The sequence below is a fragment of the Paenibacillus flagellatus genome, assembly GCF_003217775.1.
GTDB lineage: Bacteria > Bacillota > Bacilli > Paenibacillales > NBRC-103111 > Paenibacillus_AB > Paenibacillus_AB flagellatus.
Window position 1 is genome coordinate 281,275 of the sequence record NZ_QJVJ01000010.1, and the last position, 15,680, is coordinate 296,954.

The window sequence follows — 15,680 nt, forward strand, 5'->3', positions numbered from 1 at the left end:
CTTTAAAGCGATTCGCTTTAGGCATATACTCGAAATCAAGGAAGGGGTTAACCTTATGAACGTGTGGCGCAAAAAAAGCGTAACCGTGCTGGCCGCCGTCATGGCGCTCGGCACCGTCATCGCCGGCTGCTCCGGCGGCGGGGATAAAGGCGGCGCGACCGAGGAAGCGAAATCGGGCACGACCGGCTCGTCGACCGCGACGGCCGGCTCCGACAACAAGGGAGGGCCGTTCAAGCTCGGCAGCGAACCGTTCACCTTCAGCGTCTACGGCCATTATAACTGGTACACGATGCCGCCGTGGGGCAAAGATCCGTTCACGAAGGCGATCCAGGACAAGTACAAGGTCAACATTACCGCCGTCAACTCCGGGGGCAACATGGAGGCCAAGCTGAACACGATGATCGTGTCGAACGACTTGCCCGACGTCATCTGGGGCGACCGCGACCAGTTCAACCGGCTCATCGAGAACGGCCAGCTGCTGCCGCTCGATCCGTACTTGGACAAATACCCGAATTTGAAAAAATGGGCGGGCGAAGGCTTGTTGAACATGCTGCGGGCGAAGGACGGCAAGCTGTATCTGTTCCCGAACTGGTATACGAACAAGCCGATCGGCAACGCCGGCTACGTCGTCAACAAAAAAATATACGAGGCGCTCGGCAAGCCGAAGCTGGAGACGACGGACGATTTGTACGAATACTTGAAGCAGGTGAAGGCGAAGTTCCCGGACATCATCCCGTTCGAGCCGGGCCAAGCGTCGGAAGGCAAGGGCGTCGACATGCTGTTCTCGGCGTTCCGCGAAAACAATCCCGCGTCGTTCATGGGAACGCTGCGCGCCGTACCGAAGGACGGCAAGTTCACGTCGCTGTTCGCCGATCCGGTATTCAAGGAAGCGATGACGTTCGTCAACAAGCTGCACCGCGAGCAGCTGATGACCCATGACGCGCTGACGCAAAAGCTCGACCAAGTCCGGGAAAAGCTGAACACCGGCCGCGTCGCCGTCTACGCGGACATTACGGCGACCGATTACGCGGCACCCGCTCACGAGCTGCTCAAGAAAAACGACCCGAACGCCGGCTATTTCATGATATGGCCGATCCACAAGCCGGGGCTCGACAAAAACAAAATTACGGTCGCCCACTACGACCGTCTCGGCTGGAACGCGGCGGCCATTACGAAAAACGCCAAGGAGCCGGAAAAAATATTCGCCTTCTTCGACTGGATGACGAGTCCGGAAGGGATGCGCGAAATCGTCTGGGGACCGGAAGGCATGTACTGGCAGGGCGTCGACGCCGACGGACTGCCGAACTTGACCGAGAAGTTCAACAGCGATCCGGACCGTCAAAAAAATATGACCGCCACCGACAACTTCCAATTCGTCGGCAATGCGACCTATAACGATAAAATCAAGGTGAAGGCGGAGCTGTCGCTGCCGCCGGAGAAGCGGTCGTGGGCGACGCTGTATCAGGACACGATCACGTGGAAGACGCACTTGGACATTACGGCGATGCGCGGCATCGAGCCGTCTCCGGACAGCGAGGAGGGCGTCATCCGCACCCGCTGGATCGAGCTGTACAAAAAGGTGCGCGCCCAGGCGATTCTCGCCAAGAGCGAGGAGGAAGTGGCGAAAATTATCGATCAGGGCGAGAAGGACGCCCAGGCGCTCGGCTTGCCGAAGCTGCTCGATTACATGACGAAGCGCTGGAAGGAAAACGAGGAGAAGCTGAAGAAATAATGCGGCAAGCGGAAAAGGCAGGGTGTGCGCGACGACCGTCGACGCACGCCCGATTTCCGTTTCATGACGCCGCTGGAGTAGGGGGAACGGTATGTACAAGGTGCTGATCGCGGATGACGAGACGTTGGATTTGGACGGCATGAAAACGTTCATTCCGTGGAAGGAGCTCGGCATGGAAGTCGTCGGCGCGGTGACGAACGGCTTCGCCGCGCGCGAGCTGCTCGACCGGGAGCCGATCGACGTGCTCGTCACCGACGTGCACATGCCGAACATGTCCGGACTGGAGCTGGCCCGGCATGCGAGGGAGCGGCAGTCGGACGTAAAGGTCGTGTTCGTCAGCGGCTACCAAAACTTTCATTACGTCAAGGAAGCGCTCTCCTTGAAGGCGTACAGCTACGTGCTCAAGCCGATGGACGACCGGGAGCTGACCGACGCGCTCCGGCGCATCCGGGGCGATCTGGACGAGGCGAGGAAGCGCGCCGATACGGAGCGCGATATGCGGCGAAAGCTGCTGACGGCGGAGGAGCCGGCTGCGGAACGTTCGGCCGAGAGCGCGGGCGGCAAAAACGCGAACTTGATCCGCGGCATCGTCGCGTACATGAAGGACCGTCTCGACCGGCCGCTGACGCTGCGCGAGGTGGCGGACGAATTCGGTTTTTCGCCGAACTATCTCGGCCAGCTGTTCAAGGAGGCGACCGGCTCGACGTTCCACGAGCAGCTGGCGTCCATGCGGATGAAAAAAGCGGGAGAGCTGCTGCGCGACCCGAAGCTGCGCATTTACGAGGTGGCGTACCGGGTCGGCTACCGGTACATGCCGTATTTCAGCAAGCAGTTCAAGGAAACGTACCGGATGACGCCGGCCGAATTCCGCGCGCGTCCCGCCACGGGCGGGGAGCCATGATCCGCCGCGGGAAGCGTGAAGGCGAGACGGCCGCTTCGGCCGCGAAGACGCGGTATATGCCGTTCGGCTACAAGCTGATGTTCTCGTACATGGCGCTGACGCTCGTTCCCGTGCTGCTGTTCGGCTATTTCGCCAATTCGATACTCGTCGAGTCGGTGCGCAAGCAGACGAGCGGCAGCGTGCAGACGGCGCTGCGCCAGATGAAGGACAACATCGAGTACCGGATGAAGGATACGGTCCGCCTGTCCGACATGATCTACTACGACAACGCGATCGCCGCCCGGCTGCGCCATTACGAGAGCGGCTGGTACAGCTACGAGTCGACGACGCAATATGTGCAGCCGAAATTTGAAAGCGTGCTCAAGGCGACGAACCGGCGCATCTGGCTCTCCGTCTACTTGCGCAACGAGACGCTGAGCGAAGTGTACAGCATGTACGGCAATACGGACCCGCTGACGTACGCGGGGCAAAGCTTCGACGTCTACCATCTGCGCCGGATCGCGGACCGTCCGTGGTACCGGGCGTTTCCTCCCGAGCGGTACGGGGAGACGATGCAGTGGCGGCAGGTCGAACGGGACGAGGAGTTCGGCAACATCTCGCTGCTGCGGCGTCTCGTCGATACGTCGATGATCGGGAGGCAGCAGTCCGATTTCGGCTTCATCCGGCTGACCGTCAAGCTGTCCGACTTGTTCGAAACGGTCGTCCCCGATTTCGGGGAAGGGACGTCCGTCCGCATCGACGATGCCGACGGCCGAACGCTGTTCGCGACGGGCGGTTCGGAGGCGGGGATGGCGTCCGCCGATGGGGAGGAGCGGTATTTGACCGTCGAGGAGCCGCTGCACGGAGACGACTGGCGGCTCGTCGCCCGCATCCCGAAGGCGTGGATCGAGAAGGATGCGCTCAAGGTGAAGCTGCTGACCGTGGCGATCGGCTCGGTCTGCTTCCTCCTCTTCCTCGTCGTAGGCGCCGTGCTGTCCCGTTATTTCGCCAGACGGGTGACGCGCATCGTAACGGTGCTCGAATCGTTCCGCCACGGCGATTTCCGCAGACGAATCCGGTTCAAGGGCCGGGACGAATTCCAGACGATCTCGCAATCGATCAACTCGATGGCCGAGCATATCGACGAGCTGATCCGGCAAGTGTACGTGACGAGCCTGAAGAAGAAGGAGGCGGAGCTGGAGGCGCTGCAGGCGCAAATCAACCCGCACTTCCTGTACAATACGCTGTCCTCGATCAGCCGTCTGGCGAAATTCGGCCGGGTCGAGCAGCTGCACCGGATGGTGAGCGATTTGGCTTCGTTTTACCGGCTGTCGTTGAACGAAGGCCGGACGATCATCCCGATCGCGAACGAGCTGGAGCAGGCGAAGGCGTACTTGGACATCCAGAAGGCGAAGTACGTCGACCGTCTCGGCGTCCTGTTCGAGGTCGAGCCGGAGCTGCTCCGCTACGAGACCGTGAAGCTGATTTTGCAGCCGTTTCTCGAAAACGTGCTGAAGCACGCGTGGTGCGGAGACCGGGTCCACATTCGCGTCACCGGCCGCCGCGTCGGCACCGATATCGAGTTCCGCATTATCGACGACGGCGTCGGCATGACGCGGGACACGCTGCAGCGGATTACGGCGCACGACCGGCGGGAGGGCGAGACCGGCTACGGCGTTTACAACGTCCATCAGCGCATTTTACTCCATTACGGCAAGCCTTACGGCATCGCGATCCACAGCCGTCTCGGCGTAGGCACCACCGTCGTCATCCGCATTCCGTGCGTGCTCCGGTCCGCGCCGGAAAAGACGGACGCTTCCGCCGAGGCCGGATAAACGAATGACTGCACGTCTGGTCGAAAAGAACTAAGAATCTGCCCGAGTGAAAAAGGAATAGCCAGAATAATGTCGAAAAGAAGGGGGACATCCGTTGAGATAAAGGAAGGGAAAACCATGTTCGGACTATACGGGAACGGCTTCGCCAAAAAGAAAAAAATCAGTCTTGCCACCCTTTTAACCGGTTTGGTCTCCCTTTCCGTGGCGTTTACCTTGACGATTCTGCTTTTCGCGTCTTATCAATCCAACAAGAAGTCGCTATTCGAAACGACCTTTGCGTTGAATTATTCGGCCGCCATCAAAATGAGCCATTCGATCGATTCCTTGTTCAAATCGATGCGGTCCGGTCTGGCCCACGCCAGCGCCCGTATGGCGACCGGCGACTTGTCGGACGTGAAAGAAATGCGGAAGCAGCTTGAGACGCTGCGTCTCGGCAGCCACTATTTCAACTCCATCGCCGTCGTGGACGAAACGGGCCTGATCCGAAGCGTGGATCCCCCCTCCGTCGGCACGGCCGGAACGTACATCGCAACGGAAGCGAGCAAAGAAGCGCTGGCACTAAGAAAGCCTTACCTATCCAAGCCCTACACCTCGGCTACCGGGCGTCTGATCGTGTTTATGAGCGAACCGATTTTCGACAAGGACGGACGTTATCGCGGTTTTATCGGCGGCAGCCTCTATCTGCAGGAAGATAATATAGTGAATATGATGTTCGGCATGCATAACCGCAATAGCGACGGCTCGTACTTTTACATCGTAAGCTCGAACGGTCACGTCCTGTTTCATCCGGACAAATCCCGAATCGGCACCGATAGCACCGCCAACCAGGCCGTCCAAAACGTTCTTCGGGGTCAAAACGGGTATGATCAGGTTGTCAACGCGCAGGGGGCCGTTTTTCTTGCCGGCTATTCCCTCGTCCCGGAAAACGGCTGGGGAGTCGTCGTCCAGTCGCCGGTCGGCGTGGTGTACGGGCAATTGAACCGCAATATTCGTACCATTCTTGTATACGCTCTTGCCCCGTTTGTCCTGTTACTGATCGCGGCCATATGGGTGGCCCGGCGCTTGGCCGGTCCGTTCGTAGCTTTAGCCCGTATGGCCGGCAAATTCGGCGGGAGCGGTAAAATCGTTCTTCCGGATATCAAGCGTCACTGGAATTGGGAAGCGGACTTGTTGACCAGGACGATTACAATGGCTCTGAGCGATTTGCAAAAGCAAACCGAGCAACTGACTCATGCCGCCATGACCGATTCTTTAACGGGATTGATGAACCGCAGAACGTTCGAATCCGTCATGAAGCAATGGACGGAAATGCGGCAGCCCTTCGCCCTGATCGTGATGGACATCGACCGGTTCAAGTCCATCAACGACACCTACGGTCATCAGGCAGGCGACGAGGTATTAAGCCACCTGGCCCGGATCCTCGCCTCGTCCGTACGCTCCAACGACGTATGCTGCCGTTATGGCGGGGAAGAATTCGTCGCGCTGCTTCCGCTCGCTACCGTACCGGACGCTTGGAATATGGCGGAACGGGTTCGCACGGCCGTTGAAACTAGAGAAAATCCGCTCGGAATCCCGATCACGGTCTCCTTAGGAATCGCGCACTATCCTACGCATGCCCAATCGGCGGAAACGCTGTTTCAGCGGGCCGATCATGCGCTATATCAGGCGAAGGAATCCGGGAAAAACAAGTCCATCGTGGCCGGTTAGGGAATGTATTCCGCTCCGCGTCCATTAGACATAGGAATCCGATAACCGAGGCGTTGAGAATGTCCGCGTAAATCGCGGATTTTTTTATTCATCGGTACAAGCCCTATCCGGACGTATCTGCTGGAATAAAGCGGAAGCGGCAAGGAGACAATACCCCTGAATCGTGAAAGACGAAAACGTGGGGCGTAGCGAATGATGATACTAGAGGCGATGAGGAATATCCTGAAACCCGAAATATGGGTAGGCGCTGTTGTTTCTTTCGCGTTTCCTTTCGGGATCTCGAGACTATTCCGGAAGCTGCAGGCGGAAGGAGGGGACCGGTTCCGCCCGTCGCGACGGGTCGGACGGAGGAAATCGATCGACAAAGCGCGGGAACCGGCTCGGAAGGCTGCCGTTCCGGTGGCGGAGCGCCTGGAGATTAATATTCGCGCGATGCGGGAAGCGATCGGTCATAGTCCCGATGTCATGTTCCGCGATTTCGCGATCCGCCGAACCGATTCCCGTGCCGTCATTGTTTATATCGACGGTTTAATCGATTCGAACGCACTGGTCGAACAGGTGATGAAGCCGCTGATGCGGGAGGTCGACCGGACGTCGGAGGTTCCCCTCGACCCGGAAGCATGGAAGGACGAGTTAACGAATTCCGTTCTTCCCGCTGCCGACGTGAAAGCCGTTGCCTGCTTGGAGGCGTGCGTGCACGAGGTGTTGTCCGGCAATATCGCCCTATTTGCGGAAGGCATGGCGGAGGCGGTCATCGTCGGCGCTTCCGGCGGAGAAAGCCGCTCGGTCGAAGAGCCTCTTTCGGAGGCGGTCGTACGCGGTCCGAAGGACGGCTTCGTCGAAAGCCTTCGCAGCAATACGACGCTTCTTCGCCGCCGCATCAAGGACCCCGGCTTCACGACGGTCGGCTTTACGCTCGGACGCCGTTCGAGAACGAAGCTGTCCTTGTTCTACATCAAAGGATTGACCAATCCGGATTTGGTCGAAGAAGTGGAGAGCCGCTTGCGTCGGATCGATATCGACGACATCCTGGAGTCGGGGTATGTCGAGCAGCTGATCGAGGACCGGTATCTTTCCCCGTTCCCGCAAGTCCAAAATACGGAACGGCCCGATCGGGTCGCCGGCGCATTGATGGAAGGGCGCGTCGCCCTTCTGATGGAAGGAACGCCGATGGCCCTTCTCGTTCCCGTTACGTTTCCCATGCTGATGACTTCGCCGGAAGATTACTACGAAAGGTGGCTCCCGGCATCGCTGATCCGCATCTTGCGATACGGAGCGGCCTTCTTGGCTTTATTCCTCCCCGCGATCTATATCGCCTTGATTTCCTATAACCACGGTCTGATTCCGACGAAGCTCGTCATCTCGATAGCCGCCGGTAGAGAAGGGGTTCCGTTCCCGTCCATCGTGGAAGCTTTGATTATGGAGGTTACGCTCGAAATTTTGCGAGAAGCCGGGCTTCGTCTGCCGAAGCCGATCGGCCAAGCCGTCGGCATCGTCGGCGGTCTGGTCATCGGTCAAGCGGCCGTGCAGGCGGCGATCGTGAGCCCGATCATGGTCATCGTCGTCGCTTTGACGGCGATTTCTTCCTTCGCTTTCCCGCAGTACGGTGCGGGGATCGCGATACGGATGCTGCGCTTCGCGATGATGCTGGCCGCCGCGGTATTCGGGTTGTTCGGGATCATTATGTTTTTTATCCTGATCCTGGTTCATCTGGTCAGACTGAAAAGCTTCGGGACCGACTATTTGTCTCCGTTTGCGCCCATGCGTCCGGGAGACTGGAGGGACCTTGTGGTCCGATTGCCGCTTCAGGTCTTGACGGGTCGTCCGGAATCGAACGAGACGGAGGACCGCATACGCCAACCGCCGGAAGGGGGGTAATTTTTTGAACAAGGACTATGGGGACCGGATTACGGCAACGCAAGCCGCTTTTATCGTAGCCAAAAGCATGATCGGAACCGGCATTCTCGTCATGTCCCGCGGCATAGCGAGGGACGTCGGAACGCCGGACGGATGGATTTCCGTCATCGTCAGCGGATTTTTGGCCATACTGGCCGGTGTTATCATCGTCCGCTTGAGCCGGAGATTTCCGGGCGAAACGTTTTTCGAGTATAGTCAGTCGATCGTCGGCAAGCCGCTCGGGGTCGTGATCGGCGTTCTGGTCGCATTCGATTTCATCGCCCGATCGGGATACCTGCTGCGCCTCATGGGCGAAGTGGTCCGTGTATACTTGCTGGACAAAACCCCCATGGAAGTCGTGTTGATCTTGTTCCTGAGCTTGGCGGCTTACCTCACGACGGGGGGATTGAATCCGATCGCGCGGTTAATCGAAATCTGCCTTCCCATCGTCGTACTGATGCTAATGGTGCTCATCTTGTTCAGCCTGAGAGATTCGGAGCTGGTCAACATCCGTCCGGTGCTCGGAGAAGGGGTGCTTCCCGTGCTGCGGGGGATCAAGGCCTCCGTTTTTTCCTTTAGCGGCTTTGAAATCATGCTGTTCCTGCTCGCTTTCATGAAGGAGCCGGATAAAGCGATGAAATCGACGCTATGGGGCATTGCGGCGGTTATTCCTTTGTACGCCGCCGTCGTTGGTGTCACGATCGCGATGCTCACGGTGGACGAAGTGAAAACGTTGACCTGGCCGACGATGTCGGTCGCCAAAAATATCGAGCTGCCGGGCGGCTTCTTCGAGCGGTTCGAATCGGTATTCTCCGTTTTGTGGGTGATCTCGATGTATACGGCGTTTGTCCTTTACCAATACGTCGCGTCTCTCGGGTTCAGTCGTCTATTCCGAAAAAATCACGGGGCGATCACGTTCGCCATTCTGCCGATTATTTACATCGTATCGATGCTTCCCCGCGATTTGAACGAGGTATTTCGATTAGGAGATCATCTTGGCGTGTCCGCTCTGATCATCATCGCGGTCATCCCGCCGTTGTTTTGGCTGATCGCGAAGCTAAGGGGGAAAGGCATTGAGAACGCATAAACGGATGGTAACGGCCGCAATTCTACTTTTGTTTTTGCCTTTGACCGGCTGTTGGGATCGTCGGGAAATCGACGACGTCGGGATCGTACTCGGAATCGGCTTCGACGAGTCGAACGGGAAGCAGTCCGTTTCCATGGTCCACCAATTTGCCGTACCGAAACAATTTGCCGCCAAAGAATCGGGGTCGTCCCAAACGAACTATTTGAACCTCGTTAACGAAGGCGTTTCGGTCTTCTCCAACATTCGCGAGCTGTCGACACGGGCCGAGCGATCGCCCAGCTACGAGCATTTGCGGATGATCGTCATCAGCGAGAAGGTGGCGCGCAGCTTCGATTTGAACAACATTATCGATTTTTTGATGCGAAATACGGAAACAAGGCGGACGATCCGCGTGGCGATCACGCAGGGGAAAGCGAGGGACGTGTTCGAAAAGCGCGGAATCATCTCGAATCCGTCTTTGGCGATCCGGGAGCTTTCCGACAACTGGCGTACCACTTTGATGATGGCGCCGGAGCTCAAGCTGGGCGATATGTCGGAACAGCTGACGGGAAAAACGAGTTTTGTCGTACCGCAAATCGAACCTTTCGGCAAAGAAGCCAAATCGGCGGGAGCCGCCGTCGTCGACGGCCGGAAGGGGTCGATGATCGGCTGGCTGAGCGAGAACGAGGTTGCGGGCTTGAATTTGCTGCAAGGGCGCAAAAAAAGCTCGGGCGTTATCGCCGCAAAGATCCGGTAAGCGGGAAAACGGTCGTGTACGAAATCCGGTCGTTGCGAAGCGCAATCAAACCCCGCTTGAACAATGAAACCGTATCGTTCGAAGTCGAAATCGCTACGGAAGGCAAGCTGAGGGAGGATTGGGTTCATTCCGATAACGCGTTCGAATCCGACATGATCCGAAGAGCGGAACAGGCGACGGAGGCGTCCATTCGGGAAATAGTCGAAAAGACGCTCGCGAAAATGCAAAACGAATTGAAAGTGGACGTGGCGGGCTTCGGAAAACGACTGAACATCGCCTTTCCGATGGAGTGGAAAAAACGGAAAAACGAGTGGGACCGGCAATTCAGCGAAATAAAGGTCGAAGTCAAAGTGAACGCGACGATTCAGGAATTCGGAACGAAAGGCATGAAAAACGGATAAGGTGTTACATCGCTTGCGACAAATCCCCGAGCCTCCCTCGGCGATTGTTATGACAACCGGTTGACACAAAATATGCTAACCGGTTATCATAAAATTGCATTCGTCATGAATGCGCATTCATAAATAGTCGTAAGGGGGAAAACAAGATGAAAATGACCAAAGGTACCGCATTAGCCGTTTGCATCATGATGGTGCTCCTCGCATTGGCGGCATGCTCCAAGAGCAACACCCCGAGTGATTCGGCGGGACAATCTCCGGAGGCACAAACCAAACCATCGGCCAAAGACGTAAAGCTTACGTTTTTCAACACCTCCGCCGAAGTTAACGCTGTATTCGAAGAGCTTTTCAAAACGTATCACGCGCTTAATCCGAATGTGACGATCGAATTGATTCCGACTCCGATCGGCGGAGCGCAGCTTGAAAAATTCCAATCCTTATTGGCGTCGGGAAAGCCGGCTACGATTGCAAACCTGGATCCGGGAACCATTCTTCAGTACAAGGATAAGTTTATGGACCTGGAAGCCGAGAAAAACAAGTATGTTCAGCTGGCCAAGCCGGGCGCGATCGACGGCGCATTGCTGGACGGCAAATTTCTGGGCATTCCGTGGACCGCACAAGGTTACGGTCTGCTTTATAATAAACGGGTCGTCGAGGAAGCGATCGGGGGGAGCTTCGATCCGGCTTCGGTTAAAACGCGCAACGACTTGGAAACGTTGTTCAAGAAAATTGAGGCAGCCGGCAAGGCGCCCGTGATGATCCATGGGGCGGATTGGTCCTTGGGCGCTCACTACTTGGGTATGGCATACTCCTTGCAATCGAAAAGCGTGGAAGACAATCGCAAGTTTGTCGAAGACCTGAAGAACGGCAAAGCGACGTTGGCCGGCAACCCGCAATTTACCGGCCTGATGGATACTTTCGATCTGTTGAAGACGTACAATGCCCGAAAAAAAGACCCGCTTGTCGCGGACTACAATAAGGACAGCGCGGATTTTGCGAAGGGCAATGCGGCGTTCTATTTTATGGGAGACTGGACATGGGCCGTCATCGGGACGCTTGAAGGACGCGACAAAGAATTCGGCATCATTCCGGTGCCGATCAGCAACAATCCGGCCGATTACGGCAACGCTCAAGTTGCGTACAGCGAACCGAAGCTGTTCGCCATCGACCAATCGGGGTCTACGCCGGAGCAGCAAGCGGCCGCCAAAGCATTTCTCGAATGGCTCGTTACAAGCGATCAGGGGCAGCATGCAATCGTGACCCAAATGGGGCTTTCCCTGCCCTACAAGCATGTAAATGCGAAAGGTACAAATGTCATTTCCGATGCCATATCCAGCTATGTGGATCGAGGACAAGTGTTGAATATCGGCGTCATCAACTACTTCCCGCAAGATTATTGGTCCAAGACGGGGGCTTCGATGCAAAAATATATGGTGGGCAAGATCGATCGAAACGGGCTTGCCGAGGAAGTCCAAGCTTATTGGAAATCGTATGCGGGCAAGTAAGGCTTGAACGGACGATCCGACAAAGATGAGACTGGGGCCGCGCCTCAGTCCGTCTTGTTTCAAGAAAGGGGGCAAGAGACATGTACAAAAAGACATTTTTAAGGAATACGGGGACGTTTTTGCTTTTCGGAGGACCCTCCACCTTTGCGTTTGCCGCCGTCGTTCTCATGCCGTTCGTCGTCGGCTTGTATTTAACGTTCACGAATTGGGATGTTCGAACGGGCGACCGCACGCTTGTCGGGTTATCCCATTATGCGGCCGTATTCCGCGATACCGTATTCATCGGCCAGTTATGGTTTACGCTGAAATACGTATTGTTCACGGTATCGATTGCCAATGTGCTGGCCTTTTTCGTCGCGCTGGCGCTGACCAGAGGGGTGAAGGGGGAGCAATGGCTTCGGACGGGCTTTTTCACCCCCAACTTGATCGGCGGAATCGTGCTGGGTTATTTATGGCAGACGCTGTTCTCGCAAGTTTTGCCTTACTTGGGGGACAGGTACGGGTGGGCCTTGTTTCAAACGTCATGGCTGACGGATACGGATACCGCATTTTGGGCGCTCGTCTTGGCGACGGCTTGGCAGCTGGTCGGTTATCTGATGATTATTTATATAGCCGGATTCACGGGCGTTCCCCGAGACGTGCTGGAAGCCGCCGGCATCGACGGGGCGAGCGGCTATTCCCTTATTCGCCGAATCATCCTGCCGCTTGCGGTTCCGGCGATCGTCATCTGCATCTTCATTTCGGTTTCCCGTTCCTTTTTGACCTACGATATCAATCTTGCCTTGACCAAGGGAGGGCCCTTTAACTCCACCGAGCTGGCCACCTATCATATCGTGCAAAAAGCGTTTCTCTCCAATCAATACGGGGTCGGCCAGGCCGAAGCCATCGTTTTGTTCGCCGTCGTTGCGATCATTGCGCTTACCCAATCCTACTTGCTCAAGAGATTGGAGGTCGAATCGTGATGGAAGCTCGGCCGTTCCTCTCCCGGATGAAATCGGTGCCGCTGTTTATATCGCTGTTCTTGTTTTTAACGCCTTTTTTGCTCATCGTCATGAATTCCTTCAAAACGACGCAGCAATTTACGGAAAACCCGTTGTCACTGCCGAGAAGCTGGAAGCTTACCAATTACGTCACCGCCTTTACAAACATGGATTTCATGCAAGGATTTCTCAATTCCTTGACCATTACGATCGCTGCCGTGCTGCTCATTGTCTTTTTTTCGTCGATGACCGGATATTTGTTCGTCCGTTATAACTGGAAGCTGAACGCCGGCATTTTCTACATGATGCTGGCCTCCATGGCGCTTCCGTTCCAAGTTCTGATGATTCCTCTGGTTATGCTTTACGGGAATCTGGATCTATTGAATCTGAAGGGGACGCTGCTGTTTTTTTATTTGGGGTTTGGCGTTCCTTTCGGCGTGTTCACCTTCCATGGCTTCATCAAAGGGATTCCGTTCGAATTGGAAGAGTCGGCGTTTCTCGAGGGCAGCTCGAGACTCGGCACGTTTTTCCGGATCGTGCTGCCGCTTCTGAAGCCTGTTTTCGTAACGCTTATCGTTTTGGATGTGCTGTGGATCTGGAACGATTACTTGCTGCCCAGTCTGGTGCTGCTGTCGCCGGATCAGAGAACGCTGCCGCTCTCGACGTACACCTTCTTCTCCTCCTATTCCGTCGATTTTGCGCCCTTGATGGCCGGCTTGATCATGACGATTATCCCGGTGCTGGCGTTATACCTTTTTCTGCAGAAGCAGATCATCAAGGGGATAACGGAAGGGGCCTTAAAATAGGCTCGGGCGATCGTAGCTGAAAAAGTTGCGATATTGGCTTATAATGGTTACAAAAAACAAGGTGATCCAGGATGCCGAAAATCGAGGATGTAGCCGAAAGGGCCGGGGTTTCCGTAACCACCGTGTCCCGCGTGCTCAATAACCGGGGATATATCAGCCAGAAAACGCGGGATAAGGTATATCAGGTGATGAAGGAGCTCAATTACCAGCCGAACGAAATGGCTCGCGCCTTGTTCCGAAGAAAGTCGAATATGATCGGTCTCATTATACCGGCCATATCGCATCCTTTTTTCAGCGAGTTGGCTTATCATCTGGAGTACTACGCCGATCAAAGAGGATATAAATTGCTCTTGTGCAATTCCGATCGCGACGTGGTCAAAGAGCGCGGATATATCGACATGTTAAAGAAGAACCAAGTGGACGCGATTATTATGGGCAGCTCGGTGTTGGACGTTCAGCATTATCTTCATTTGAACCTGCCGATCGTTTCGTTCGACCGCCCCTTGTCGAACAATATTCCGTTCGTAACGTCCGACAACTTCATGGGAGGCAGGCTTGCCGCCCGGTTGTTGATCGAGAAGGGCTGCCGTCAACCGGCATTCGTCTATCGCGGAATCGGCGGACCGCATCATCATGCCTTATTGGCCAGCGGACGTGCGCAAGGATTCGATCGGGAGTGCAAAGAGGCCGGGCTCGAACCGTTACACTTGCAGCTGGAGCCGAACGATACCGATGAAAGCGGAAATAACAAGGAGCTGATTCGCTTCTTTCAAGAACATCCGGAAGTCGACGGGGTATTCGCCAGCAGCGATGTCATTGCCGCCGAGGTCATTCAAGCCTGCCGCGAGGGGAAGAAAGAAATCCCGGCGGATATAAAAATTGTCGGATACGATGACGTGAGAATCGCATCGCTTGTTTCGCCGCGCCTAAGCACGGTAAAGCAGCCGATCCGGCAAATGAGCGAACGCACGATCGAATTGATCGCCAAGCAGATCGAGGGGGAGGACGTTCCCATGACGAACACGTTTCCGGTTACGCTGATCGAACGGGGGACGACCTGATACCTTTTTCTTTTTTTTGACTTTCTGTCAACCGGTTGATATACAAATGGGAGGGACAAGCGTTGAACTTCATGAACAGAGTGGATCCGGAATTAATACAAGGGGCCAAGCTTTTGCCGCCGCTTCATCTGCCCGACGATCTTGCTATGGCGAGACGGCTCGCTTCGCCCCGATCGGAGACGTCCGAGTCGGTTCATATAACGGAACGAATCATTTTCGGCGGGGATTCCAATGAAATGCTGATCAAGATATACGAGCCGGTTCGGAGAGAGGGAGAAAAGCTCCCCGCTCTTCTGTGGATCCATGGCGGGGGATACGTTCTGGGTCATCCGAACGGCGAAGATGCGCTCTGCGAAAGCTTTGTCCAGACGGCGAACTGCGTCGTCCTTTCGCCGGATTATCGTCTAGCTCCCGAGCATCCGTTTCCGGCCGGCATCGAGGATTGCTATGCCGCTTTGGTATGGATGACCCGCGTGGCGGACGTGTGGAATATCGATTTGTCGCGGATTGCCATCGGCGGAGCGAGCGCCGGCGGAGGCTTGACCGCGGCGTTGGCGATGCTGGCCCGCGACCGTGGGGGCCCCGCCGTCTGCTTCCAGATGCCGTTGTACCCGATGATCGACGATCGGAATACGACTCCCTCCAGCTATGAAATAACGGATCCTGCGGTTTGGAACAGAGCCAACAACGAAGCGGCCTGGAAGATGTATCTTGGCGAGCACGCCCGGGGCGACGTTTCCCCCTATGCGGCTCCGAGCCGGGCGAGCAATTTGGCCGGCCTGCCTCCTGCCTATACGTGCGTGGGCCAGCTTGATCCGTTCCGTGACGAGACAATGGACTATGTGGCTCGACTCGCGCAGGCAGGCGTCGATGTTGAATTTCACCTTTACCCCGGATGCTTTCACGGCTTCGAACACGTCGTCCCGGCGGCGGAGATTAGCCGGCGTGCCAAAAACGGTTATGTGTACGCTCTGGCAAGAGCTTTCAACCGTTGATTTCACACGTTTGCCATCGGCCTGCTTTTTGAAAATTTAGCACGGATTTTTTGAAGCGTTCC

The 15,680-nt window shown here is 56.0% G+C and carries 13 protein-coding genes; all 13 read left to right on the forward strand.

Features of this window, described 5'->3' with window-relative positions; genetic code table 11:
• Positions 1-55: 55 nt before the first annotated feature.
• The 13 genes from DLM86_RS22420 to DLM86_RS22480 all read left to right on the forward strand — a co-directional run bounded on the left by DLM86_RS22420 (position 56) and on the right by DLM86_RS22480 (position 15,618).
• Entirely contained in the window at positions 56-1,732 is a 1,677-nt protein-coding gene (locus tag DLM86_RS22420; protein WP_110842298.1) for an extracellular solute-binding protein, read from the forward strand.
• 91 nt (positions 1,733-1,823) lie between these two features.
• Entirely contained in the window at positions 1,824-2,633 is an 810-nt protein-coding gene (locus tag DLM86_RS22425) for a response regulator transcription factor (RefSeq protein WP_110842299.1), read from the forward strand.
• Complete coding sequence (locus tag DLM86_RS22430; protein ID WP_110842300.1) at positions 2,630-4,447, forward strand: sensor histidine kinase; 1,818 nt, start codon at positions 2,630-2,632, stop codon at positions 4,445-4,447. Before DLM86_RS22425 ends, DLM86_RS22430 begins: the two co-directional genes overlap by 4 nt.
• A gap of 117 nt (positions 4,448-4,564) precedes the next feature.
• Positions 4,565-6,154: a sensor domain-containing diguanylate cyclase gene (locus tag DLM86_RS22435; protein ID WP_110842301.1), complete on the forward strand. Its 1,590-nt coding sequence runs from the start codon at positions 4,565-4,567 to the stop codon at positions 6,152-6,154.
• A 432-nt stretch (positions 6,155-6,586) separates the two neighbouring features.
• The gene (locus DLM86_RS22440; RefSeq protein ID WP_425453994.1) at positions 6,587-8,032 is read left to right on the forward strand and encodes a spore germination protein; all 1,446 of its coding nucleotides are present in this window, start codon (positions 6,587-6,589) and stop codon (positions 8,030-8,032) included.
• Positions 8,033-8,036: 4 nt separating this feature from the next.
• Positions 8,037-9,137 carry a GerAB/ArcD/ProY family transporter gene (locus DLM86_RS22445; RefSeq protein WP_110842303.1) on the forward strand — a complete coding sequence of 367 codons (1,101 nt, stop codon included), beginning with the start codon at positions 8,037-8,039 and terminating at the stop codon, positions 9,135-9,137.
• Positions 9,124-9,873 (forward strand): Ger(x)C family spore germination protein, encoded by a 750-nt coding sequence (locus DLM86_RS22450; RefSeq protein WP_146250272.1) that lies wholly within the window; start codon positions 9,124-9,126, stop codon positions 9,871-9,873. Before DLM86_RS22445 ends, DLM86_RS22450 begins: the two co-directional genes overlap by 14 nt.
• Positions 9,874-9,887: 14 nt before the next feature.
• Complete coding sequence (locus DLM86_RS22455) at positions 9,888-10,274, forward strand: Ger(x)C family spore germination C-terminal domain-containing protein (protein WP_158289619.1); 387 nt, start codon at positions 9,888-9,890, stop codon at positions 10,272-10,274.
• Between the two features lie 146 nt (positions 10,275-10,420).
• Complete coding sequence (locus DLM86_RS22460; protein ID WP_110842306.1) at positions 10,421-11,776, forward strand: ABC transporter substrate-binding protein; 1,356 nt, start codon at positions 10,421-10,423, stop codon at positions 11,774-11,776.
• An 80-nt stretch (positions 11,777-11,856) separates the two neighbouring features.
• Positions 11,857-12,738, forward strand: coding sequence for a carbohydrate ABC transporter permease (locus DLM86_RS22465; protein ID WP_110842307.1), 882 nt, complete (start codon positions 11,857-11,859; stop codon positions 12,736-12,738).
• Positions 12,738-13,562, forward strand: a complete 825-nt coding sequence (locus DLM86_RS22470) for a carbohydrate ABC transporter permease (RefSeq protein WP_110842308.1) — start codon at positions 12,738-12,740, stop codon at positions 13,560-13,562. The genes DLM86_RS22465 and DLM86_RS22470 overlap by 1 nt, the downstream gene beginning before the upstream one ends.
• A 71-nt stretch (positions 13,563-13,633) precedes the next feature.
• A complete protein-coding gene (locus DLM86_RS22475) occupies positions 13,634-14,623 on the forward strand; it encodes a LacI family DNA-binding transcriptional regulator (protein WP_110842309.1) in 990 nt (329 codons plus the stop codon).
• Between the two features lie 62 nt (positions 14,624-14,685).
• Entirely contained in the window at positions 14,686-15,618 is a 933-nt protein-coding gene (locus tag DLM86_RS22480; protein WP_425453992.1) for an alpha/beta hydrolase, read from the forward strand.
• The last annotated feature ends 62 nt before the right edge of the window (positions 15,619-15,680 follow it).

Bases quoted from the DNA above. Each gene is read 5' to 3' on its own strand.
- DLM86_RS22420 (WP_110842298.1), top strand. From the start codon at position 56: ATGAACGTGTGGCGCAAAAAAAGCGTAACCGTGCTGGCCGCCGTCATG.
- DLM86_RS22425 (WP_110842299.1), top strand. From the start codon at position 1,824: ATGTACAAGGTGCTGATCGCGGATGACGAGACGTTGGATTTGGACGGC.
- DLM86_RS22430 (WP_110842300.1), top strand. From the start codon at position 2,630: ATGATCCGCCGCGGGAAGCGTGAAGGCGAGACGGCCGCTTCGGCCGCG.
- DLM86_RS22435 (WP_110842301.1), top strand. From the start codon at position 4,565: ATGTTCGGACTATACGGGAACGGCTTCGCCAAAAAGAAAAAAATCAGT.
- DLM86_RS22440 (WP_425453994.1), top strand. From the start codon at position 6,587: ATGCGGGAAGCGATCGGTCATAGTCCCGATGTCATGTTCCGCGATTTC.
- DLM86_RS22460 (WP_110842306.1), top strand. From the start codon at position 10,421: ATGAAAATGACCAAAGGTACCGCATTAGCCGTTTGCATCATGATGGTG.
- DLM86_RS22465 (WP_110842307.1), top strand. From the start codon at position 11,857: ATGTACAAAAAGACATTTTTAAGGAATACGGGGACGTTTTTGCTTTTC.
- DLM86_RS22470 (WP_110842308.1), top strand. From the start codon at position 12,738: ATGGAAGCTCGGCCGTTCCTCTCCCGGATGAAATCGGTGCCGCTGTTT.
- DLM86_RS22475 (WP_110842309.1), top strand. From the start codon at position 13,634: ATGCCGAAAATCGAGGATGTAGCCGAAAGGGCCGGGGTTTCCGTAACC.